Genomic DNA, 22,777 nt, shown 5'->3' with positions numbered 1-22,777 from the left:
AAACAATGAAAATCAAATACTTGACTCTTGGTATATTACTTAGCATGACTAGTCTTGCCCACGCAAGCGATCATGCAGCTACGACACCCATTGATTTTAGTCAGCCTTTGCCCAAACTTGATAGCTTAGAAAATATCAAGCAGGCAGAATTTCATCTACCGAACTTTGAGCGATTCCAGGCTGCTGGGAATGTACCTGTTATTTTTACAAAATTAGACGGCTTACCGATGGTGGATATCAGCGTCGAATTTCGTGCAGGGTCAGCTCATGATGGCAAGATTCGCCCAGACGCACAAGGCATCGCCAACATGACCGCCACACTCCTAACCAAAGGTACAAAAACTCTCGATGAAGAAGCCTTCTTATTAAAAAGAGACAGTCTAGGCATACAGCTAGATGCAGGGGCTGGTAAGGACAGCTTTGGCGTATCGCTGCGCAGCCTGTCCGACGAAGAGACACTCAATGGCGCCCTTGATCTGATGAAGCAGATGCTGACAGAGCCTGCCTTTGATGAATCGGTATTGGCTCGCAATAAAGAAACCCTAAAAAACACCCTTAGACAAAATGAACAAAACCCAAACTACATCGCGAACCGTACTTATACCCAAGCGCTATTCAAAGACCATCCCTATGGCACGCTTACCACAGGCGACATCGAATCCGTGGACCAGCTGACTCGTAATGACCTAAACACCTACATGGATAAGTTCTTGGTACGTCAAAATGCCACCATCACCATCACTGGCAATCTTAGCCAGGAACGTGCACGCCAGATCGCCAACGACATCGCAAGCAGCCTACCAAATGGCACAGCATCTAGCGCGATAGCCACACCGACTAATCCGACCAAAGCTCACATACACGTGCCGCATGACAGCACCCAGACGAGCATCATCATCGGACATCTCGCCCCAAAATTCGCCACCAATGAGCAAGAATTCATCCAAAAAACGCAGTTTGATCTGGCAAATAATGCCCTAGCAGGCGGTAGCTTCAATGCGCGTCTGATGGATGAGATTCGTGAAAAACGCGGCTACACCTACGGCATCTACGGTCGAAGCACATCGCTTAAGAATGCCGGCAGTTATCAAATCAGCTTCTCAACCGCCAGCAATCAAGCTATCAATGCCATCAATGACACCCTACAAGTAGTTAATGACACGATCAGCCAAGGCATCCGCGAAGATGAGCTAAATCTGATAAAAAACCAACAAACCCATCGCTATCCAATGAGCTTTGCCAGTAATGCCGCCATTCATAGCATGGCAACGACGCTAAACTTGCATAATCTCCCTGACAGCTATGCAACCGATGAAATCAAACACATCCAAAGCACAGAATTAGACGACGCCAATCAAGCGCTTAAAAGCACCATCAAGCCCGATGATTTTATCATCGTAACAGTGGGTCAAGATAAGCCTGATTTATCTCATTTATTCAAAGAATAAAAACAAAAAAGCGGATGATGACATCCGCTTTTTATTATAAATATAAGGTATCACAATACCATCGCCGCAATCCAGCCAAAAATGATCAGCGGAATATTATAATGCACGAAAGTCGGGATAACCGTGTCTTTGATGTGGTCGTGCTGCCCATCGATGTTAAGACCCATGGTCGGACCAAGTGTTGAATCCGAAGCAGGAGAACCAGCATCGCCAAGCACGCCAGCTGTCGTAATCAGCGCCACAGTCGCAGGCATGCTAAATCCCATCGCCATACATAATGGCACATAAATTGCCGCCAGAATCGGCACAGTAGAGAATGACGAGCCAATCCCCAAAGTCACAACAAGACCAATGATCAGCATCACCAGCGCTGCCACACCTTTATTACCGCCAAAGATGTCCATCGCACCTGCCACCAATGCATCGATCTGCCCTGTCGCCTTCATCACTTCGGCGAAGCCTTGCGCGCTAATCATGATAAAGCCAATCATCGCCATCATCTTGATGCCGTCATTAAACACGCCATCCGCTTCACGCCATTTGACCACACCAGATGCCATGAACACCGCAAAGCCTGCCATCGAACCAATCAACAGCGAGTCTGTATATAGATGCGCCACGAACGCGATCACAATGGCAATCAGCGCCACCACCGCACGGTAGGTGCTTGGCTTATCAGATGCTGTGTTATCAGGCTCTTGACTGGTTTGAACTTGGATGTTTTTATAAACTCTTGGCTTACGATAGCTAATAAAGATGGCCGTCAGCAGACCCAGTAGCATACCTAAAGCAGGAATCATCATGATCTGCATGATCGATACGCCTGTGGTATCCATGCCTGCATCGCCGACATTTTTTAGGATAATTTGGTTCAAGAAGATATCACCAAAACCATAAGGGATGAACATATAAGTGTTCACCAGACCAAAGGTGATAATACACGCCACCAATCGCCTGTCCACCTGCAAGCGATTAAATAGTAACAGCAGCGGCGGCACAATCAGCGGAATAAAAGCAATGTGAATAGGAATCAAGTTCTGACTAAACACCGCCATCACAAAGATAATCCCAAATAACGCCCATTTCACCGCACCAGTTGCGCCAGCACCATTTAGGCGTGCGGTCAGACTGTCCGCAAGCAACTTTGGCGCGCCTGAATGAGCGATTGCCATCGCAAACGCACCTAAGATCGCATAGGAAAGCGCGATTTGCGCGCCATTTTTGATACCTTCTTGGAAGGCGTTTAAGCTGTCTGCCACGCCAAGCCCTGCCATCAAACCACCAACGAGCGCGCCGATGATTAAGCTTAGCACGACATGCACGCGTGCCAATGACAGACCGACCATGACAATAACAGCAATCAATACTGCATTCATGATTAACTCCTAATAAAAAAGTCATTAATTATAGCGGATTTTTGATTTTTTAAATTAATTAAAAAATAATAAAAATCAATAAATTATCAATTATATTGGTCTAGACAAATTACAAAAACTAACAAAATAGCAAAAATATCACTCATGATGACTCAATAAATCTGAGAAGTTTTTGATTTCATTTTAGTAAAAATTAACCAACTTACTTGCATTTTTAAAATATTGCCACCATAAACCAAAGCACGATAACTAACGATATTAAGGAGAACTTCATGACTGATGAAGTCCTAACTTTTGACAACGAAAACGAAAATACTTTGCCATTATTGGCGGTGCGCGATGTCGTGGTCTATCCGCACATGCAGATCGCCCTGTTCGTCGGTCGTGAGCAGTCACTGGCCGCCATTAAGACCGCCCAAGATGAATACGGCGAGAAGATTTTTGTCGTCTCTCAAAAAGACTCTCTGAGCGAAGAGATCGACATTGATAACTTGTACGAGTACGGCACAGTTTGCCGTGTGATTAGCACCATGCCACACGACAATGATGATGGCTGCCTAAAAGTTCTCATTGAAGGTCTATACCGCGCCAAAATCGACGACATTGATGCCGATACACTCATCGCTCGCTTCCATGAAGCGCCTGTTAAGAGCCCGATGAGTGATGACGAGAGCGATGCGCATCGTGCTGTATTGCTTGATTTCTTTGCCGATTATGCTGAGACCTCATTGCTTAATGCGCGTGAGATTATTCGTGTTGCCAGTCGCATTGATGATTTGCTTGAGCTGATTTATTTTATCGCCACACGTATCTCCATGAAGCTCGAAGACAAACAAAATATCCTAGAGCGCGATGATATGATGGCGTACTACACCGCGCTGACTGAATATTTCACCAGTAATAAAGCAGAGCGCACCTTAGAGCACGAGCTTCAAGACACTGTACGCAAACAGATGGAAAATAATCAGCGCGAGTACTTCTTGAACGAAAAAATGAAAGCCATCAAAAATGAGCTTTCTGACCTAAATGATGGCGCCGACGAAGAAGACGGCGAACTTGAAAAACGCCTAAAAGAAGCCGACCTACCTGATGATGTCCGTAAAAAAGCAGAAACCGAATTTAAAAAGTTAAAGCAAATGCCCCCAAGCTCATCGGAGGCGTCTGTGGTGCGTGGCTATGTGGAGTGGATACTTGACACCCCATGGAAAAAAGCAAGCAAGGTATCAATTGACCTAAATAAAGCCAAAGAAACCCTTGACAAAGACCACTATGGGCTAGACGATGTCAAAGACCGCATTGTTGAGTACCTAGCGGTGCAATCTCGTGTCAAAAAACTGCGAGGCCCTATCCTGTGCCTAGTAGGTCCCCCAGGGGTTGGTAAAACGTCCTTAGGCGAGAGTATCGCTCGTGCCACAGGGCGTAAGTTTGTGCGTATGGCGTTGGGCGGTGTGCGTGATGAAGCTGAGATTCGTGGGCATAGACGCACCTATATCGGAGCCATGCCCGGCAAAATCGTGCAGTCTTTGGCAAAAGTAGAAGTCAAAAATCCGCTGTTTTTGCTCGATGAAATCGACAAAATGGCACAGGATTATCGTGGCGACCCTGCGTCTGCCTTACTAGAAGTGCTTGACCCATCGCAAAACAACAGCTTTAATGACCATTATCTTGACTTAGATTTGGATTTGTCCGAGGTCATGTTTATCTGTACTGCCAACAGCATGAACATACCGCCAGCCTTGCTTGACCGCATGGAAGTCATTCGTCTGCCTGGGTACACCGAAGACGAAAAAATGAACATCGCTCACAACTATCTCACTCCCAAAGCCCTAGAACAAAACGGACTTGGCAAAGATGAGCTAGACATTACCGATGATGCCATTCTTAGCATTATCCGCCATTACACTCGTGAAGCAGGCGTGCGAAACTTGGAGCGTGAGATTAACAAAATCAGCCGTAAAGCGGTGCGTTCACAAGTTGAGACTTATGGCATTAAACCCAAAAAGGGCACGAAAATTGAGCCGTTATCGGTAACGGACGATAACATCGCTGACTACCTAGGCGTTAAACCCTTTGACTTTGGACTTGCCGAAAAAGAACCTGAAATCGGGCGGATTACAGGACTTGCGTGGACTTCGGTGGGTGGTGAGCTACTGACCATTGAGACCGCCACCATGCAAGGCAAGGGCGAGCTTGTCTTTACAGGGTCGCTTGGTGATGTCATGAAAGAGTCTATCCGTGCCGCCATGAGCGTGGTGCGAGCTGGGGGCGAACGCTTTGGCATCAGCTATGACAAATTCAAAGACACCGACATTCATGTGCATATGCCCGAAGGTGCCACACCCAAAGACGGTCCGTCCGCAGGTATTGCTCTGACCACCGCTTTGGTGTCCGCCTTTACAGGCATTGCCATTCGTGCCGACATCGCCATGACGGGCGAGGTTACCTTGCGTGGTAAGGTGCTTAAAATTGGCGGTCTAAAAGAAAAACTGCTTGCCGCACATCGTGGCGGTATCAATCACGTGCTTATCCCCAAGTCCAACGAACCTGACCTTGCTGACATTCCTGACAACGTCAAAGAAGGCTTGACCATTCAAGCGGTTGAGACCATTGACGAAGTCCTAAAAGCAGCCCTAGTCGCCCCGCTCATGCCTTTAAAGCCGAGTGTGGTCGTTGATGCGAACGATAAGACACTAAGAAGCTAATGAACGATAAATAAGCCTAATTGATTTGGGCTTATTTGTTATTTTAGATTCGATGGTTTAATTACGGCGAAACCAGCAACTAAAGGCTGATTTTTCGGCCAAAACCATGTAAAATATGACGTTTAAATAAAACAGCCAAACTCATGAAATCCCTACTCGACTTCCTACCGCTCATCATCTTTTATATTCTTTATAAGAACACGGATAAGACAGACGCCAACCACCCCCTGTTGTCAATCTTTGGGCTGTCTGGCGGTGTGGATAATAATCACATCTTGGTAGGTACACTTGGGCTCATACTTGGGACGACTATCATTTATGGTTATTTGTTTTTTAGTCAAAAATTCCGCCTAGAAAAACAACAATGGTTCGTTCTGCTGATGACTGTTGTCTTTGGCGGACTAACCCTTGCGCTCAGTGATGATTATTACATCCGCTTAAAGGCGATATTGATTAATCTTGCCTTCGCTCTAGGTCTTGCCATCTCGCCATTATTTAATAAAGCACGCCAGCCAATCATTCGTAAGCTGCTAGACCCTGTATTAAATTTAACCGTTCAGGGCTGGATGAAATTGAACTGGGCATGGGTTGGGCTATTCACGCTTATGGCAAGCCTACACGCCTTTTTTGCCTTTGTATTCATGAACGGCGAATACTGGGGTGAATTTACCGCTTTTGGTGATATTATTGTCATGATGAGCTTTATGGTGGGCATGTTTGTCGTGCTGCGTAAGCATTTTAAACTTGAAGAAACACCTACTAAATAATAACTTTTATCACAATATCCATCACACAAGGAATACACCATGCCATTATTCGCCATCATCGGTCATGACGTCGCCGACAGCACCGCCAAGCGTGCCGAGATTCGCCCTGCTCACTTAGAGCGACTGACCGCCCTGCACGCTCAGAACCGCCTCGTTATCGCAGGTCCTACACCCATCAATCACGGCGAACCCGCCATGAGTGGCAGCCTGATCATCGCGCATTTTGACGACATCGAACAAGCGCGCACATGGGCGGGCGATGAACCATACCTACACAGTGGCGTTTACAGCCACGTCGATGTTAAGCCTTTCATCCAAGCACTACCCAAAGACAGCAATGACTAACACGCTGAGTGTTGCCGACATCACATGGCAAACCGACCATCTGGGCAACACCGTGCCAGTCTCGCACGCATTTGATGACGTGTATTTTTCGCATGCAGGTGGAATACACGAAAGTCATTATGTATTCATCGAAGGCAATGACCTTACCGATAGACTGGCCAACCTTGGCGACAGACAGACCTTTGTCGTCGCCGAGACCGGATTTGGCACAGGGCTAAACTTCTTGGCATTGTGCAAATTCTGGACAACCTTAAAACAAAATCAACAACTAAATGCCAGTGCCAGACTGCATTTCATTAGTACCGAAAAGTTCCCCCTAAGCCAAGATGATCTACGCACCGCTCTTTCAGCATGGCAAGATGATAAACAAATTCAACACTTCATTGATCGGTTCATCCATCAATACCCGCTACTCCTGCCAGGCTGTCATCGCATTCACATTCAAGATGACATTACTCTTGATCTGTGGCTAGGTGATGCCCAAGAGAGCTTTGATCACTTAATTCAATCTCGATGTGTACAGAATAAGCCTACCTTGATGGTTGATGCGTGGTTCTTAGATGGCTTTGCTCCCAGCAAGAATAGTGACCTATGGTCAGATGAGCTGTTTAGCGCCATCAGTCAGCTGTCTAATTCAGGTGCGACGCTCGCGACATTCACCGCGGCAGGCTTTGTCAGACGTGGGCTGCAAGCTGCCGGCTTTGAGATGACTAAGCGCCAAGGATTTGGTCGTAAGCGCGAAATGCTGACAGGCAGATTATCCTGTCAAGACGATAAACCTAAGCAAATTCCCAATCACATCGCCATCATTGGCGCAGGTGTATCAGGGCTGTGTGCTGCTTTGGCACTTGCCAGACGCGGTATTCAGGTGACTATTTTTGATAAGAACACACCACCAACAGGTGCATCGGCAAATCCCAGAGCGCTGTTCGCCCCCAAGCTGTCACTCATCGAACACGCAAAGGATCATCTATCCACCGTTTCATTCTTATATGCCGAGCGGTTTTATCAAGCATTAAATAAACATGGCGATGTCTTCGTGCAGTCGGGCGTGATGGATTTTTTATTACCCACCCAAAAAAGCACGGACAAACTACAAGCGCTGATCAGCCCTTATCCTGATGAACTCATCCATGAGATCACATCAGTCTATCCAAATCAGAACATCCACACCCTCGTGCCAAAGGCAGGTCTCATCCACCCCAAGAACCTTGCTACAGCCATCCTATCCCATCCGCTCATCTCATTTAAACAAGAAATAATCACAAAGATAGCTGATGCCGATAGTGGTGTGATATTGAACGCAGGCGACAATACTCATTCTGCCGATGGCGTCATCATCGCATCAGGTTATGAGAGCCATCTACTGCACGATAAGCTGTTTAACCCACGTAAAATTCGCGGTCAAGTCTCATGGCTAGCCATTGATGATGATACTAACTCCAAGCTGCCAAATCAGCCGATCAAATACGATGGCTACTGTGCCAAATTCAATGATGATGAGAATTATTTCTTGATGGGCGCCAGCTTTGTGCGTAATTGTACAGACACGGACGTTAATAATGAAGAACACCAATTTAATATTGATAAATTCTCCCAAGGACTGCCAACGATTTCTAAGCATCTAAATCTATCACCTGATCGCCTATCTGGGCGTGCCAGTATTCGCGCGCAAACACCTGACTACCACCCCATCATCGGACAGGTTGAAGGTAACATCTATGCGATGTATGGCATGGGATCAAAGGGTTTTACCTTTGCGCCACTATGCGGCGAGATGATCGCAGGCATGATCTGTGATGAAGTTCTGCCCATCAGTGAAATCCTGCTGAATAAAATCAGCCCAAATCGTCCACGACTTCAAACCCCTTTATCGGACAATGAATAATTCGTCAAATACAAAAAAAAACGGCCAGATTTACTAGCCGTTTTTTATTTGGAATCAACTTAATGATTATAGCGCGTCAAAGCGTTTTTGTGCTTCATCCCAGTTTACCACGTTCCAGAATGCCTTAATGTAGTCTGGGCGTTTGTTTTGGTATTTTAGGTAGTAAGCATGCTCCCAAACGTCAAGAACGATGATCGGTTGACCTTCGCAGCCTGCTACTGATTTGCCCATCAATGGACTATCTTGGTTAGCAGTAGAGACAACAGCCAGCTTATCACCCCGCTTAACCAACCATGCCCAACCTGAACCGAAGCGAGTTTGCGCTGCTTTTTCGAATTCTTCTTTGAACGCATCCACAGAACCAAAATCACGCTCGATGGCTTCTTTTAGTGAACCGCCAAGCTCTGTGCCAGTTTTTAGGATGGTCCAAAATAGGCTGTGGTTCGCATGACCACCTGCGTTGTTGCGAACTGCGGTTTGCTTATCAGCAGGAATCCTGTTAAGATTTGCGATTACTTCTTCAGCAGATTTATCCGCCCACTCAGTGCCTTCTAGCACAGCATTGGTGTTATTTACATAAGCTTGATGGTGTTTGCTGTGGTGGATTTCCATGGTTTCTTTATCGAAATGTGGCTCTAGTGCGTCGTATGCATAGCCTAATTCTGGTAATACAAATGCCATAACGGTATTCCTTATAAATTAATGATGAATGATGTTACAACAGCATTTAACTGTTCATTGTAATATAAGGGTTTGGTATGACAAAATCAAGTAAAAAACCAAAAGTTGCTTAAAATCAACATAAGCGTTACATAGAGCACATACCAAGGATTTATTTGGCGTATTTTGGTGTATGCATCTTAAATTCACTTTTAAAAAATTTGCGATTATTTTATAATCCTGGTAACCTTTCGGTGGACCATCATGATCATTACCTATCTATTATGCGGCGTGCTGTTTATTGCATTCTGCTTATTATTGCTTGCTGCTTTTAGTTATCGGAGATTGCCAAGCCCATTGCAAGCCCGTACACAGACACACACCCTACCGCCGAATCCAGATGGCGTGCTTAGCAGCCATATTCTAAAAGCCAACGCTCAAAATCCCAATCTGACGGGCATCTATGGATTTGGCAGTGGTCAGGATGCCTTTGCCGCCCGCATCTCATTGGTGGAAGCTGCCGAATATTCGCTGGATATTCGTTATTATATCTGGAAAAATGACATATCCGGCAGGCTCATGATTCATCGCCTCTATGCAGCGGCCGAACGCGGTGTGAGGGTGCGCATTCTATTAGATGATAATATGATGGCGGGCATGGATGAGATCCTATTAACGCTTGATAGACATCCTAACATCGAGGTTCGATTATTCAATCCCTTCATGCAGCGACAGTTTCGATTGCTTGGATTTCTAAGCGACTTTAAGCGGCTCAATTACCGCATGCATAATAAATCATTCACTGCAGACAGCGTTGTGAGCATCATCGGAGGTCGTAATATCGGCGATGAATATTTTGGCGCAGGTGATGGCATTATGTTCGCTGATATGGATGTGGCGGTGATTGGCGATGTGATGAATGCGCTTAATGATGATTTTGATCAGTATTGGACAAGCGATATCGTTTATCCTGCCAGCACCATCATTCCATCATCAACTAAGCCTACTGCCATTCAGGTCTCACCCTCAGAAAATGACGCCACGCAGATCTACATCAAGCAAGTCCAGCAGTCAGACTATGTACATAAGCTGTCATTAAGTGAAGTGAAGTTTCAATGGGTGAAAGTCACCCTAATTAGTGACAACCCCATCCGAAGCCAAGAATGCCGAGATGACACCGTCACCGTCAAGATCGTCGATTACTTTGAAAAAGCCAAGCATGGCTTAAACATCGTCTCGCCATATTTCGTCCCGACCAAATACGGTCAAAAGCTGCTTGTCGATATCGCAAAATCAGGCACATCCATTCATATTCTCACCAATTCACTGGCGGCGAATGATGTCGCCTCTGTGCATAGTTGCTATGCCAAATACCGAAAACCACTACTAAAGGCAGGTATCAAGTTATTTGAATTAAAGCCCGATGCCGCACCCATCACCCAAAAGAAAAAACAAGATCTGGCAAGTGTCTATCGTGGCGGTAGTGGCTCAAGCCTTCATGCCAAGACTTTACCGTTGATGGTCGATATATGTTCGTGGGTTCGTACGATCTAGACCCACGTTCCGCCATCCATAATACCGAGATGAATATCATCATCGACAGTCCAGAGATGGCGCAGGCTGCTGATGAACACATCTTAAACAACCTACACCATACCACATATCATCTAGAACTGTCCGATCATCGCCTGCAATAGCACAGCATCACAGATCATGATAACCCTGACGTGCATCAAGAGAATACGACATACCATAAAGACCCCGCCGCATCTTGGCACAAACGCGTTGACGTCTGGCTGTTAAAGTGGCTGCCCATCGAATGGCTACTCTAAATAAAAAACCATCCGACTGGATGGTTTTAAATAATTAGATGCTTAGTGCTTAAAGATCACATCCACATCTTCGGTCTTATCATGCTGACCAAATTTATCAACCAGCGTCTGACTGGCTTCATTTAGCCCGAATACTTCCACATCTGCACCCATTTTACGATATTTTAACACCACTTTATCAAGTGCTGATATCGCCGTCACGTCCCAAAAGTGCGCATGACTGACATCAATGCTGACTGACCTAACTTGCGGGCGGAATTCAAATTGATCCATAAAGCGATCCGCAGACGCAAAAAACACTTGTCCAAGGACGCCATAAGCCAGACTGTCATCACGACCTGTCGGCAGGCTTTGCACCGTCATGAATCTGCCAATCTTATTGGCAAAAAACAATGCAGACAGCAGCACACCAGCGCCCACACCCAGCGCCAAATTATGCGTATATACAACGATCGCAACTGTTGCCAGCATCACCACATTAAATCCAAGCGGATGCGTCTTTAGCTCCTTGATGGATTGCCAGTTAAACGTACCGATCGACACCATAATCATCACAGCGACAAGCGCAGGCATGGGGATGATTGAAATCAAATCACTCAAAAACACCACCATAATCAGTAGAATCATACCCGCCAAGAATGTCGATAGGCGCGTGCGACCGCCTGATTTAACATTAATCACCGACTGCCCAATCATCGCACAGCCCGCCATACCACCAAACAGACCACTGACAATATTCGCGATGCCCTGACCTTTGCTTTCGCGATTCTTATCACTGTCCATCTCAGTCATCTCATCAACGATGGTCGCTGTCATCAAAGACTCAAGCAAGCCCACCGCCGCCAGACTCACAGAATAAGGTAAGATAATCAAAAGCGTCTCAAGATTCAATGGAATGTCAGGCAGCAAAAACACAGGCAATGTATCAGGCAGTGCGCCCATGTCACCAACTGTTCGCACATCAATACCCAATATTGCCGTAACAGCCGTCAAAGTCACGATCGTTACCAGAGGTGATGGGATAATCTTGCCAATCTTAGGTAGGTATGGGAACAGATAAATAATACCAAGGCCTGCTGCGACAAGCGCATAAGTATGCCAAGTGACATTCACAAACTCAGGCAACTGCGCCATAAAAATCAAAATCGCCAAAGCATTCACAAAGCCCACCACCACAGCTCGGGCGACGAACTTCATCAAATATCCCACCTTAAAAAATCCCGCAACAAGCTGAATCACACCGGTTAGTAATGTCGCTGCCAATAAATATTGCAAACCATGATATCGCACGAGACTTGCCATGACAAGTGCCATCGCGCCCGTCGCTGCCGATATCATGGCAGGACGACCACCGACAAAACTAATCACCACCGCAATACAAAACGACGCATAAAGCCCAACTTTAGGATCAGCGCCTGCAATAATCGAAAAGGCGATCGCCTCTGGAATGAGTGCAAGCGCCACCACCAAGCCAGATAACACATCGCCTCGCACATTCGAAAACCATGCTTGCTTGATATTTTCAAAATTCATAACCAACCAACAATAAAAAATCAGCTATTTTATCACAAAGACCAGTATGGAAAAAACAAAAAAACCGCATGATTTCCCATGCGGTTTTTGTGAATTATCATTTAGCTATTAAATTCGTCATCACCTTCGTTGCCAAATTTGGCATCAAATCCTTTATCATTGAATCCACCGCGATCTAGGTTGCGGTTTTCTTTCTTTTCAAAGTTTTTACCATCAAAGCCGCGCTCATCAAATGCCGCTCTATCGAAGCTACGATCAAAACCACCTGTATTATTCATACCGCGGTCAAAGCCTGGATTCATGCCGCCGCCTTGTGGATAGCCGCCGCGAGAGCCAAAACCATCAGCGGGCGGCGTGCGTGTAAAACCACCAGCAGGACGATTGTTAAAGCCACCTTGACGCTCAAAGCCCTGATTCATACCACGGTCAAAACCTGGATTCATGCCACCAGACATAGAGCCCGATTGATAGCTGCTCGATGACATCACACCGATTGGGGCATTTGGGTATCCTGTCGGTGAGCCAGAAGCAGGTGAGCCGTCTGTACGCGGGTTACGCGTTGGCACCACCGTCGAGATGGCATGCTTATAAACCATTTGACTGACGGTGTTTTTTAGAAGTACTACATATTGGTCAAAAGACTCAATTTGTCCTTGTAGCTTTATGCCATTAACCAAAAAAATCGACACAGGAATGCGATCTTTGCGCAGCGCATTCAAAAATGGATCTTGTAAACTTTGCCCTTTTGACATAAAAATTCTCCGAACGAAAGTAAATAATGCAAATATGCAATGCATAAGCAGGATTGGATTTTATAATAACTGCTTTTCTACTTGTTGTATGCTAGAAAATGGTACAATCACCGCATCATGCGATGAACCATTCAGACGAGCAAGGCTACGCTGCCAAGTTGATTGGCGTTTTGCTAACTGTCTTGTTGCATATAATGCCTTATTTTTCATATCTTGACAAGCCATTTGTAAGAGATTTGGCTGTTGTTTTTGTAAATTTCCTGTCAAATCTGTCGATTTATTAACCAAAAAAGGTGAGCACTCATCTAAATTCACCCCTTGATCAAAAAACAACCTATCTTCATCAGGCATCTCGGAACGCACTTTGTCGCTAAACCCTGCCATTGCAGGGTTCAATTGCATGGCTTTGTGATTGATTTTCGCCAAAAACTCCAACACCTGCCGATAGCCCACGCACCGCATGGACGGCATATCAGGCGTTAAATCGAGGTATTTTTGCAAAAGATGAATCACTTCATCAACCAGTCCCTGCTCCCACATGATATCAAGGCGTTTGGCGATACGCTCATGTAGCCACGCACGCTCAGGCTCAACCGATAGGGTCAGCCAATGCTGGCGTGGATTATGGCAAGGGGCGACTTTGGGCGTATCTTGCCATGCGCTCATGGGTGTGCCTGTCTGCACATGAACTTCCACCGCCCTTGTGATACGCTGGGTGTCAGAGATTTTTAGACGCTCACAAATCTTGGGGTCGTGTGTTTGCAGATAGGCGTACAGCTCGCCAATGCCTTTGTCAGACAGCCACGCCATGATCTGCCCACGAATGGCAGGGTCGGTATCAGGGACGGCGGACAAACCGTCCAAAAGTGCCATATAATACATCATCGTGCCGCCCACAAGTAGCGGAATCTTGCCCCGTGCGTGAATGTCGCCAATGAGTCGCTCCACGTCCGCCACAAAAGTCGCCACATTATAATTTTCGATGGGCTTGATGATATTAACGAGATGATGTGGAAAACGGACAAGCTCATCATCGGTCGGTTTTGCCGTGCCAATGTTCATCTCCTGATAAATCAGGGCACTGTCCACTGAAATCAGCTCAAACCGCCCTGTCTCATACAGACGGCACGCCAAATCAGTCTTACCGCTTGCCGTTGGGGCGATAAGCGATAGAACGGTGTTATCGGGCAGGGATTTATAGTGTAAATTCATGACAAATCCAAATCCACCCCAACAATCTCTACCACCCGACTCTCATCGGCTTGTCTTGTGATGTTTATCGTTATATCAGGCTTTAGCAAGACAGTCTCGGCACGGCTTGCCCATTCGATGATGACCAGTGAATTTAATTCATCAAAATATTCAAAAAACCCAATAAAATCTAACTCCTCTGGGTCATTTAGCCGATATAGGTCGGCATGGTACACAGGCTTGCCGTTGATGTTATACGGCTCAACTAAGGTATAAGTTGGGCTTTTTACCGCCCCTGTATGCCCCAATGCACGCAAAAGATAACGGGTAAAGGTCGTCTTGCCCGCCCCCAAATCGCCCGATAGCCAAAGACTGCCTGTGGGATTGGTTTTGGCAAGGGCGTTGGCAAGACGCTGGGTGTCGGTTTCGTCTTTTAGAATGATTGTCATACTTCAACCTGTCTTAACAGCCTTGGATTGACAAATTTCTCGCCACGTTTTAGCTTATCAAACAGCTCGCTATCGCCCCACTCAGCTTTGACTTGCTCGCTAAATTCAAACATATCCAGCGACAATTTGCCCATGCGTTCGCTTTCAACATCTTCACGAAAGCACTGGGCGTACCCTGTGGCGGTCTCGTGGACGATGACCGAATAGACTGATACGTCTGTTTCGCCATTTTGGGTGGTGGTGTTTTGCATGACTTTATCCGCCCAATAAAAAATCACACGGCTAAACTGCTCGGCAGACGGCGACACAGGCAGGCTTATCCAACGAGCCGAAAAGTCCTTGCACGCACGGATATAATCGGGGTCGTCCTTATCCCAAAAAGTAATGGCGTGGTCAAAGCTGTCAATCAAGTCCTTAATGTGCGACTTTAATAGCCCAAAATCATAGACCATTTGCCCATTGTCAAGGGCGTGGGCTTCTAGGATAAGTTCCACCTGATAGCTATGCCCATGAATGGAACGGCTACAACGGTCGGACGTACAGTTGCGGACGATGTGGGCATTTTCAAATTTAAAGAGTTTACGGATACGCATGATAATGTCTTATTTATTAGGATAACTTTTTATTCTAACATAAAGCACCTATTTATAAAACGATTTTCCTGCGCCCATCACACCCCATCAAATTCAAGTAAGCGATCACCGCCATCATCGACAATGCGCGTCACCAGCCCCATGGTGTTCAAAAGATTAATAAATGGACGTGGATCAAGCTCTTCGACATTGACCATTTTGCGTGTGCACCATACGCCTTTGGCAATCAAAATGGCAGCTGCAACTGGCGGCACACCTGCGGTGTACGAGATGCCCTGACTACCAACCTCCGCATAGGCCTCTTGATGATCGACAACGTTATAAATAAAAATCTCACTTTCCACGCCGTCTTTTTTGCCACGTATCTTATTGCCGATGCAGGTTTTGCCGGTGTAATTTGGCGCAAGTAAGCTTGGGTCTGGCAGTACTGCCTTGACGACTTTTAGCGGGACAACTTCTAAGCCCTCTGCTGTCGTCACAGGCTGCTCTGACAGCAAGCCTAGATTCTTTAACACGGTAAAGACATTGATATAATGATCGCTAAATCCCATCCAAAAACGAATGTTCGGCACGTCTAGGTTCTTATGCAATGAGTGAATCTCATCATGCCCTGTTAGATAACTGTTCTGGATGCCGACCACAGGCAGATCATCGGTGCGCTTGACCTCAAACATCTGATTGGTCTGCCAAGCATTATTCTGCCAAGTATAAACCCTGCCTGTAAATTCTCTAAAGTTAATCTCAGGGTCAAAATTCGTCGCAAAATATCTGCCGTGGTTGCCAGCATTGATGTCGATGATGTCAATATCGGTCGTTGTTCCTTTATCAAAATAATCAACCCCAAGGCGCGCGTAGCTATTCACCACACCAGGGTCGAATCCAACGCCCAAGATGGCGGTGATGCCCGCTTGCTCACAGGCGTCTTTATGCTTCCATTCATAATTCTCGTACCACGGCGGCGTCTCACAGATTTTGGCAGGATCTTCGTGAATCGCGGTATCTAGGTAGTCTGCACCCACCGCGATACAGGCCTTTAGCACACTTTGATTAATGAATGTCGAACCAACATTAATCACGATATTAGCATCTATCGAGCGCATGAATTCTATCAATACCTCCGTATCCAATGCATCTATCGCATGAGTGTGTATGGATACGCCCCGCTTAGTCGCCACATCATCAGTGATGGCGGTGCATTTATGAATGCTGCGACTGGCAAGGTGAATATCGCCAAAATACTCATGATACTCTGCCACCTTGTGCGCGACCACCTGCGCCACACCGCCTGCACCTAGAATCAAAATGTTGGGTTTAGACATTTCCTCTCCTTTTATGAGCCATCACACAGCTCTTATGTTGCTTAATCAGATTGGCTATTTAAATCACACGTATTAAGACAAGCTGTTTTTGTAATCTTCATAATCAAAACAGCGCTGAATCGCAATCGTACCATCTAGTTTCTTAATGATGATGGATGGCATGTCCACGCCATTGAACCAGTTCTTTTTTACCATCGTGTAGGCAGCCGCGTTACCAAATGCCACCTGATCGCCCACTTTTAGTGGCTCAGCCAAGCGATATTCACCAAAAATATCGCCTGCCAGACAGGTCTTACCATAGATGATGGTGCTGTCATCACTTGTGTGTGGCGCTAGGTTAATATCCTTGCCATTGATGGATTGAAGATTGGCTGACTGCCCATAGATGAGCAAATCTAGCATGTGGCTTTCTGTGGCAACATCTACGACGGCGAGCGATTTGCCATTTTCCATGACATCGAGCACGCTAGATACAAGCACCGCACCATCATGCACGCATGCCTCGCCTGGCTCTAGATAGATTTGGACATTGTATTTTTGGGCGAAATCCTTTAATCGCTGCGCCAATTTCTCAAGCGGATAATCTTCTGCGATAAAATGAATACCGCCGCCCAAGCTCACCCAATCAAGATGATAAAACAGCTCACCGAATTTGTGTTCGATGTCATCTAAGCTCGCGCTAAACGCCTCAAAGCTCTCATTCTCACAATTATAATGCAGCATCACGCCTGTGATGTCATCAGCCACAGCCATCGCCTTTGTGGCATCGTGCTCACCAAGGCGACTAAAAGGACGCGCTGGATCCGCCAAAATAAACGCAGAATTACTCGTATTGGGATTAAGTCTTAGTCCGACAGGCACTCCTTTGGCAATAGCTTTGTCTTTAAAGGCGTGAAGCTGGCTAATAGAATTAAAGATAATCTTATCAGCATGGTCGAGCACTTCATCAATCTCGCCACGACTGTACGCAACGCTATAAGCGTGCGTCTCACCACCAAACTTCTCAGCACCCAATCTCACCTCAAAGAGCGATGAAGATGTCGTGCCATGCAGATAAGGACGCATCGCCTCGAACACACCCCAAGTCGCAAAGCACTTAAGTGCAAGCAAAGCCTTAGCGCCCGACAGTTGGCACAGGCGGTCTATGATGGCAAGGTTCTGGGTGATTTTTTGTTCATCTAAGAGATAATAAGGCGTGGTTAGACCTTGCAACAGCAAAGCCTGCTGAGCGGATCTCTGTGGTGGATTTATATTAAGTTTCGTATCGTTCATGAGATAATCTTAGGCTTAAAATAAAGTGCCGTCATTGTAACATAAATTTTACAAAAACCAATACATTGACTACCAAATCGACCGCACAGCTCATCCCAAACACATGTTTAGACTTAATTTTAATCAGCCTGAATGAGCTCGTCGTATTTTTAGCTTTTATTTCGCTGTTGATGCACTTATAATAATCAAAACCCTAAGAATCATCACATCATGACTACCACTAAGAACACAGCCAGCATCACCGTCATCGGACATACCAATGTCGGCAAAACTTCTCTCATGCGCACCCTACTTCGCGATGCACAATTTGGCGAGGTTAAGAACGAATCTGCCACCACACGTCATGTCGCTGCAGTGCAGATCATGGACGCTCATGGTCAGCCACTGATCACGCTGCATGATACCCCAGGCTTGGAGGATGCGACAGGTGTGATGGATTTCATCCAAGAACATACCGATGGGCGCACCGATGGCGTTGAGAGACTTCAAGGATTCTTGGCAGCGGTGGACAATGACGACCCTAGACTTGGCGATGATTTTAGCCAAGAAACCAAGGTCATCCGCAGCCTCATCGATGCTGATATCGCCATCTATGTCATCGATGCTCGAGAACCTGTACTATCAAAATATAAAGACGAACTTGCCATTCTCGCCAGCAGTGGCACGCCTGTCCTGCCTGTGTTCAACTTCATTAAAGGCAATGAAGAAAACATGGCAACTTGGCGCGACATGCTGTCTCGGCGCGCACTTCACGTGGTGAATGCCTTTGACACTGTGGCGTTTGACTTTGATGGCGAGATGTATCTTTGGCAGAACCTTGCCACTCTAAGCACGCACGATGACGCATTCACTAGCCTACAAAACAACAGACGAGACAGTTGGCAGGACATGGCTGAGTCAGGCTCTACCATCATCGCTGACTTCCTAGTGAATGTTGCAAGTTTTAGCAAAAAAATCGATGAAGATGAAGATTCTGCGCCAACCTTAAGCGCCATGCAGACAGCGGTGCGCCAGTCTGAGGACATCATGCAGGGCAAATTATTACACCTATATCAATTCTATAACGCCGCCATTGACGAGGCGGATATTGAGATTAAAGGTCGAGAACAGGACGTATTTGACACCGATCTATTGACGCGTTACGGGATTCGCACAGCTGGCGGCAGCGTGACGGGCATGATCGTAGGCGCGGGTATTGACGTGGCCACATTAGGAGCGAGTCTGGGGCTGGGTACAGCGCTGGGCGGCGTGATTGGCGGACTTCTGCCGAATACGGGCGCCATCAAGGATAAAGCAATGGGCATTCAGACACTGACCATCGATGCTGCCACGCTCACGCTACTTGCCATACGCGCGCAGAATTTACATCATGCGCTACGACACCGAGGGCATGCCAGTCTAAATGCCATCGCAACGGATAACCCTGACAACGCCCTACCATGGCAAACCGATAAACTGCCAAGCCCCCTAAAAAAAGCGCGCGCCAATCCGCACTATTCCAGCCTAGATGGTCGCTATGAGGACAACATGGGACTGCGCCAAGATTTAAGTGATAAGCTCAGCACAATACTACTTGGGCACCTAGAAAAATTAGGCTGATAAATTAAAACACAACAGAAACTGCGAAAGATATCGCCAGTCTCTGTTGTGTTGTGTGAAAATTAAACGCTTTATTATTGGTTAAATTCTCGATGGTAAGCACCTTAATGAAGCTCACTTAACCATCACCAACAATCTTTAGACGCTCACCCTCAAACAACTCCATATCAGGCGCAAGTGTCACCATAAAGCGATCAAAATACAACAGCTGCTTAAGCAGTAGCGCAAAATCTCTAGGGAAGTGAATGCCGTGACGTTTGCCAATCTCGGCCAGTTCTAGCATCATTACATTTAGACTCTCTGGCTGATTGTCTTTACCGACCTTACCCAGCATCCGATGCAGATCCTCACCGAGTCGATTCACATCCACTTTGGTATCTGTCATGCCGATATCTACCATCGCCTGAGCCATGCCCAGATAGTCGCTCACCTGAAGGCTCTGCACCAACATAAAGCACGCCTGCAGACTCTTAGGCTCAATCTGTCCCACCAAACCAAAATCCAAAAACGCAATCCGACCGTCCTCAAGCATCATCAGATTGCCCGCGTGCAGGTCGGCATGGAATTCGCTCGTCATCATCAATGACAAGAACCAGGTGTCTAGCACATCACTCATCACCTGCTTGGCGTATTCGGTATTATTGGTAAGTCCTAAGCTCTCATCCACCAAGGATTTGCCCACCAACAGATCCATCGTTAATACACGCTTGGTAGTTAACTCTTTGTGCACGGTAGGTGCGGTAACTTTAGTATTGCCAATTTTCTTTAGATAATCTCTGAAGCGTTCAATATGGCGACTCTCCGCCAAAAAATCCGTCTCCATCAGCATGCGCGCACGCACCTCATCCAAGATGGGTGCAAGATTCGCCGCACGCATCGACGGTATGATCTTCTCCACCACCCAAAAACTGCTGTGCAATACAGTCAGGTCCGCATGAATGATTGCAGCGACTTTAGGTTTTTGCACCTTTAGGGCGACCTGCCTGCCGTCACTCAGTACCGCCTTATGCACCTGTGCAATGCTTGCCGATGCGATGGGCTTTGGGTCAATATAATTAAAAATATCACCCAGACCACACTCATCAGTCGCAAGTTCTTCGCGTAGCACCGTCAAAATCTCATCGAACGGCACAGGCGTGGTCTGATCTAGACAGTCTTGAAATGCAAGTACATACTCTCTGGGAAAAATAGACGGTGTACTTGCGATGAATTGCCCAAGCTTGATGTAAGTCACGCCCATCTGCTCAAATGATTCTTTGAGTAGCTGTGCATCCATCTTTTCGCCTTGAGCCACCCTAAGCACTGACAACCCTGCCACGCTTGCGGTTTTTTGGATGCGCCCAAGGACATTGAGCGATGTACTGACAGAGGATTTGACTAAGGATAGTGGTGATTTTTTTAGCATGCTTTTTATTGATAATTTTAGTTCAGATAACATTGGTAGCAGAGCAGATGACACAAGTCTCATCTTTGGCAAATCTCATCTTGCGCAGGCTCATGCTGCGCCCCTGCCACAGCACCAGTTCATGAGCGATCGGATTATTTCCACACCCCAAAAAATCCAGTACCACCTGAGCACTCATCGAGCCGATGATGGATACCGTACTCCCCAGGACACCAGATGTCGCGCAGTTGAGTTCATCACCCCTCTCGGCACCGAACAGGCATTGATAGCAGCCGGTTTCCTTGGTAAATAGCGCAATCTGCCCCGTCTCTGCGATCGCTGAATTGGACAATAAGGGCAGTTCACGCTGACGGCAGGCGTGATTTAATAGATCCCTGATGGCAAAATTATCCGTGCAATCAATCACCAAATCAGGCGATACCTGCTCGAGATGGCCACTGATATTTTCATCGTTCAGCTTGACATCCGTATAATCAATGCTGATGAGCTCGTTTTGTTCACGTAGCTTATGGCAGGCGGTTTCGGCTTTGGATTGCCCAATGTCTTCTTTGGTGAATAATGTTTGGCGCTGTAGATTGCTATCATCCACCACATCATGGTCGATCAGGTGCAGCCTGCCCACCCCAGCACGCGCCAATATTTGAGATACAGGACAGCCAAGACCACCCGCACCCACGATCAGAACGGTGCTATTTTTTAGGCGGATTTGCGCATCCATGTCCCAGCCATTTAGTAGAATTTGCCGAGAGTAGCGCATGAGTTCGCTGTCTGTCAGCTCAGTGTTTGCTTGTGTATTTTGGTCAGCCATGCCATACCCCCATCGTTAGCCGATCGTTACCACCATAATCTTTGATGGTCTGCACATCATCAAAGCCTTGGCGTATGAATAATTCACGCACACTTTGCCCCTGATCATAACCATGCTCAATGGCAAGAAGACCACCTAATTTTAGATACTCTACCGAACCACTAATGATCATCATAATGTCAGACAACCCCAGATCATCCGCCACGAGCGCCGTCATTGGCTCATGATGAAGCGCGTTTAGATGCTTATCAGCTTTATCAATATATGGCGGATTAGATACAATTATATCAAATTCACCCTGCACCGCATCGAACCAATTCGACTGCACAAAACGACAATTATCCGCAGCCAATCTCAGCCCATTCTGTGTCGCTACCGTGAGCGCATCTACCGACATATCCACTGCCAGCACGTCCGAGGTTGGTAATTCTTTAGCGAGCGTGATCGCGATACACCCTGAACCAGCACCCAGATCCAAGATACTGGGCGAATCTATGGTTTGGGCGCTTAGCCAATCAAGTACAGCTTCAATGAGCCTTTCAGTGTCAGGTCTAGGAATCAGCGTACTGGGATTCACCTTAAACGTACGCCCAAAAAAATCCTGCTCACCCACCAGATATGCCAACGGCTCGCCTGATCTCATTCGCGCCACGCCTTGCATGAATCTGTCATATTCATCCGCGGTCAGCATATAATCATCATGCATCATTAAAAACAGCTTGTCTTTATCTAGCACAGACATGAGCCATCCGTCAAGCCAATGATAAGGCAATGCCTCACTGCTCATGGTGCGACATTGTTGCTTGATGGTTTTGATGGATTGATTTGACATATGATT

20 protein-coding genes are annotated in these 22,777 nt (G+C 46.6%); 8 read left to right on the top strand and 12 right to left on the bottom strand.

Going from position 1 to position 22,777, the window contains the following annotated elements; all coding sequences use genetic code 11:
• Positions 1 to 5 precede the first annotated feature (5 nt).
• Positions 6 to 1,448, top strand: coding sequence for a M16 family metallopeptidase (locus tag DYD54_RS04825; RefSeq protein ID WP_063513964.1), 1,443 nt, complete (start codon positions 6 to 8; stop codon positions 1,446 to 1,448).
• A 50-nt stretch (positions 1,449 to 1,498) separates the two neighbouring features.
• Here the strand turns inward: DYD54_RS04825 and DYD54_RS04820 are convergent, their stop codons facing one another.
• Positions 1,499 to 2,824 carry a Na+/H+ antiporter family protein gene (locus tag DYD54_RS04820; RefSeq protein WP_063513963.1) on the bottom strand — a complete coding sequence of 442 codons (1,326 nt, stop codon included), beginning with the start codon at positions 2,822 to 2,824 and terminating at the stop codon, positions 1,499 to 1,501.
• 272 nt (positions 2,825 to 3,096) lie between these two features.
• Here DYD54_RS04820 and lon point away from each other — a divergent pair, with 272 nt between their 5' ends.
• The 4 genes from lon to mnmC all read left to right on the top strand — a co-directional run bounded on the left by lon (position 3,097) and on the right by mnmC (position 8,526).
• Positions 3,097 to 5,526 carry an endopeptidase La gene (gene lon, locus DYD54_RS04815; RefSeq protein ID WP_063513962.1) on the top strand — a complete coding sequence of 810 codons (2,430 nt, stop codon included), beginning with the start codon at positions 3,097 to 3,099 and terminating at the stop codon, positions 5,524 to 5,526.
• 143 nt (positions 5,527 to 5,669) lie between these two features.
• Positions 5,670 to 6,293 (top strand): inner membrane-spanning protein YciB, encoded by a 624-nt coding sequence (locus DYD54_RS04810; RefSeq protein WP_063513961.1) that lies wholly within the window; start codon positions 5,670 to 5,672, stop codon positions 6,291 to 6,293.
• Positions 6,294 to 6,332: 39 nt separating this feature from the next.
• The gene (locus DYD54_RS04805) at positions 6,333 to 6,638 is read left to right on the top strand and encodes a YciI family protein (RefSeq protein ID WP_036362343.1); all 306 of its coding nucleotides are present in this window, start codon (positions 6,333 to 6,335) and stop codon (positions 6,636 to 6,638) included.
• Positions 6,631 to 8,526: a bifunctional tRNA (5-methylaminomethyl-2-thiouridine)(34)-methyltransferase MnmC2/FAD-dependent 5-carboxymethylaminomethyl-2-thiouridine(34) oxidoreductase MnmC1 gene (gene mnmC, locus DYD54_RS04800; RefSeq protein ID WP_063513960.1), complete on the top strand. Its 1,896-nt coding sequence runs from the start codon at positions 6,631 to 6,633 to the stop codon at positions 8,524 to 8,526. The genes DYD54_RS04805 and mnmC overlap by 8 nt, the downstream gene beginning before the upstream one ends.
• 66 nt (positions 8,527 to 8,592) lie before the next feature.
• Here mnmC and sodA read toward each other — a convergent pair whose 3' ends face one another.
• Positions 8,593 to 9,207 (bottom strand): superoxide dismutase [Mn], encoded by a 615-nt coding sequence (gene sodA, locus DYD54_RS04795; protein ID WP_046696507.1) that lies wholly within the window; start codon positions 9,205 to 9,207, stop codon positions 8,593 to 8,595.
• Positions 9,208 to 9,450: 243 nt separating this feature from the next.
• Here sodA and DYD54_RS04790 point away from each other — a divergent pair, with 243 nt between their 5' ends.
• Together DYD54_RS04790 and DYD54_RS11290 are read left to right on the top strand one after the other, a co-directional pair.
• The gene (locus DYD54_RS04790; protein WP_147285068.1) at positions 9,451 to 10,740 is read left to right on the top strand and encodes a phospholipase D family protein; all 1,290 of its coding nucleotides are present in this window, start codon (positions 9,451 to 9,453) and stop codon (positions 10,738 to 10,740) included.
• Positions 10,716 to 10,883 (top strand): phospholipase D-like domain-containing protein, encoded by a 168-nt coding sequence (locus DYD54_RS11290; protein WP_115099094.1) that lies wholly within the window; start codon positions 10,716 to 10,718, stop codon positions 10,881 to 10,883. The genes DYD54_RS04790 and DYD54_RS11290 overlap by 25 nt, the downstream gene beginning before the upstream one ends.
• Positions 10,884 to 11,060: 177 nt before the next feature.
• On the opposite strand, the gene DYD54_RS04785 is transcribed toward DYD54_RS11290, so the two are convergent.
• The 7 genes from DYD54_RS04785 to nspC form a co-directional block, all read right to left on the bottom strand.
• Positions 11,061 to 12,551: a SulP family inorganic anion transporter gene (locus DYD54_RS04785; RefSeq protein WP_063513959.1), complete on the bottom strand. Its 1,491-nt coding sequence runs from the start codon at positions 12,549 to 12,551 to the stop codon at positions 11,061 to 11,063.
• Between the two features lie 101 nt (positions 12,552 to 12,652).
• Entirely contained in the window at positions 12,653 to 13,303 is a 651-nt protein-coding gene (gene hfq / locus DYD54_RS04780) for an RNA chaperone Hfq (RefSeq protein ID WP_063513958.1), read from the bottom strand.
• Positions 13,304 to 13,363: 60 nt separating this feature from the next.
• A complete protein-coding gene (miaA, locus tag DYD54_RS04775) occupies positions 13,364 to 14,515 on the bottom strand; it encodes a tRNA (adenosine(37)-N6)-dimethylallyltransferase MiaA (protein ID WP_063513957.1) in 1,152 nt (383 codons plus the stop codon).
• Positions 14,512 to 14,943, bottom strand: a complete 432-nt coding sequence (tsaE, locus tag DYD54_RS04770) for a tRNA (adenosine(37)-N6)-threonylcarbamoyltransferase complex ATPase subunit type 1 TsaE (protein ID WP_063513956.1) — start codon at positions 14,941 to 14,943, stop codon at positions 14,512 to 14,514. Before tsaE ends, miaA begins: the two co-directional genes overlap by 4 nt.
• Positions 14,940 to 15,536, bottom strand: a complete 597-nt coding sequence (locus DYD54_RS04765) for a 6-pyruvoyl trahydropterin synthase family protein (RefSeq protein WP_063513955.1) — start codon at positions 15,534 to 15,536, stop codon at positions 14,940 to 14,942. Before DYD54_RS04765 ends, tsaE begins: the two co-directional genes overlap by 4 nt.
• A gap of 77 nt (positions 15,537 to 15,613) precedes the next feature.
• Complete coding sequence (locus DYD54_RS04760) at positions 15,614 to 16,855, bottom strand: saccharopine dehydrogenase family protein (protein WP_063513954.1); 1,242 nt, start codon at positions 16,853 to 16,855, stop codon at positions 15,614 to 15,616.
• A gap of 72 nt (positions 16,856 to 16,927) precedes the next feature.
• Positions 16,928 to 18,127, bottom strand: a complete 1,200-nt coding sequence (gene nspC / locus DYD54_RS04755) for a carboxynorspermidine decarboxylase (RefSeq protein WP_084260614.1) — start codon at positions 18,125 to 18,127, stop codon at positions 16,928 to 16,930.
• 210 nt (positions 18,128 to 18,337) lie between these two features.
• On the opposite strand from nspC, the gene DYD54_RS04750 reads away from it, so the two are divergent.
• Positions 18,338 to 19,726 carry a GTPase/DUF3482 domain-containing protein gene (locus DYD54_RS04750; RefSeq protein ID WP_084260613.1) on the top strand — a complete coding sequence of 463 codons (1,389 nt, stop codon included), beginning with the start codon at positions 18,338 to 18,340 and terminating at the stop codon, positions 19,724 to 19,726.
• 118 nt (positions 19,727 to 19,844) lie between these two features.
• Here DYD54_RS04750 and DYD54_RS04745 read toward each other — a convergent pair whose 3' ends face one another.
• The 3 genes from DYD54_RS04745 to prmC are packed head-to-tail and all read right to left on the bottom strand — an operon-like array spanning position 19,845 to position 22,771.
• The gene (locus DYD54_RS04745; RefSeq protein ID WP_228703600.1) at positions 19,845 to 21,131 is read right to left on the bottom strand and encodes an ABC1 kinase family protein; all 1,287 of its coding nucleotides are present in this window, start codon (positions 21,129 to 21,131) and stop codon (positions 19,845 to 19,847) included.
• Between the two features lie 22 nt (positions 21,132 to 21,153).
• Complete coding sequence (locus tag DYD54_RS04740) at positions 21,154 to 21,939, bottom strand: HesA/MoeB/ThiF family protein (protein ID WP_063513951.1); 786 nt, start codon at positions 21,937 to 21,939, stop codon at positions 21,154 to 21,156.
• Positions 21,932 to 22,771: a peptide chain release factor N(5)-glutamine methyltransferase gene (gene prmC / locus DYD54_RS04735; RefSeq protein WP_063513950.1), complete on the bottom strand. Its 840-nt coding sequence runs from the start codon at positions 22,769 to 22,771 to the stop codon at positions 21,932 to 21,934. The genes DYD54_RS04740 and prmC overlap by 8 nt, the downstream gene beginning before the upstream one ends.
• Positions 22,772 to 22,777 lie beyond the last annotated feature (6 nt).

The organism is Moraxella ovis (genome assembly GCF_900453105.1).
In the GTDB taxonomy this organism is placed as follows: domain Bacteria; phylum Pseudomonadota; class Gammaproteobacteria; order Pseudomonadales; family Moraxellaceae; genus Moraxella; species Moraxella ovis.
The sequence above is the reverse complement of the archived record's forward strand: the minus strand, read 5'-3'. Positions and strand labels throughout refer to the sequence as shown.

Coding starts and splice junctions, on each gene's coding strand:
- DYD54_RS04825 (WP_063513964.1), top strand. CDS start 6: ATGAAAATCAAATACTTGACTCTTGGTATATTACTTAGCATGACTAGT.
- DYD54_RS04820 (WP_063513963.1), bottom strand. CDS start 2,824: ATGAATGCAGTATTGATTGCTGTTATTGTCATGGTCGGTCTGTCATTG.
- lon (WP_063513962.1), top strand. CDS start 3,097: ATGACTGATGAAGTCCTAACTTTTGACAACGAAAACGAAAATACTTTG.
- DYD54_RS04810 (WP_063513961.1), top strand. CDS start 5,670: ATGAAATCCCTACTCGACTTCCTACCGCTCATCATCTTTTATATTCTT.
- DYD54_RS04805 (WP_036362343.1), top strand. CDS start 6,333: ATGCCATTATTCGCCATCATCGGTCATGACGTCGCCGACAGCACCGCC.
- mnmC (WP_063513960.1), top strand. CDS start 6,631: ATGACTAACACGCTGAGTGTTGCCGACATCACATGGCAAACCGACCAT.
- sodA (WP_046696507.1), bottom strand. CDS start 9,207: ATGGCATTTGTATTACCAGAATTAGGCTATGCATACGACGCACTAGAG.
- DYD54_RS04790 (WP_147285068.1), top strand. CDS start 9,451: ATGATCATTACCTATCTATTATGCGGCGTGCTGTTTATTGCATTCTGC.
- DYD54_RS11290 (WP_115099094.1), top strand. CDS start 10,716: ATGTTCGTGGGTTCGTACGATCTAGACCCACGTTCCGCCATCCATAAT.
- DYD54_RS04785 (WP_063513959.1), bottom strand. CDS start 12,551: ATGAATTTTGAAAATATCAAGCAAGCATGGTTTTCGAATGTGCGAGGC.
- hfq (WP_063513958.1), bottom strand. CDS start 13,303: ATGTCAAAAGGGCAAAGTTTACAAGATCCATTTTTGAATGCGCTGCGC.
- miaA (WP_063513957.1), bottom strand. CDS start 14,515: ATGAATTTACACTATAAATCCCTGCCCGATAACACCGTTCTATCGCTT.
- tsaE (WP_063513956.1), bottom strand. CDS start 14,943: ATGACAATCATTCTAAAAGACGAAACCGACACCCAGCGTCTTGCCAAC.
- DYD54_RS04765 (WP_063513955.1), bottom strand. CDS start 15,536: ATGCGTATCCGTAAACTCTTTAAATTTGAAAATGCCCACATCGTCCGC.
- DYD54_RS04760 (WP_063513954.1), bottom strand. CDS start 16,855: ATGTCTAAACCCAACATTTTGATTCTAGGTGCAGGCGGTGTGGCGCAG.
- nspC (WP_084260614.1), bottom strand. CDS start 18,127: ATGAACGATACGAAACTTAATATAAATCCACCACAGAGATCCGCTCAG.
- DYD54_RS04750 (WP_084260613.1), top strand. CDS start 18,338: ATGACTACCACTAAGAACACAGCCAGCATCACCGTCATCGGACATACC.
- DYD54_RS04745 (WP_228703600.1), bottom strand. CDS start 21,131: ATGCTAAAAAAATCACCACTATCCTTAGTCAAATCCTCTGTCAGTACA.
- DYD54_RS04740 (WP_063513951.1), bottom strand. CDS start 21,939: ATGGCTGACCAAAATACACAAGCAAACACTGAGCTGACAGACAGCGAA.
- prmC (WP_063513950.1), bottom strand. CDS start 22,771: ATGTCAAATCAATCCATCAAAACCATCAAGCAACAATGTCGCACCATG.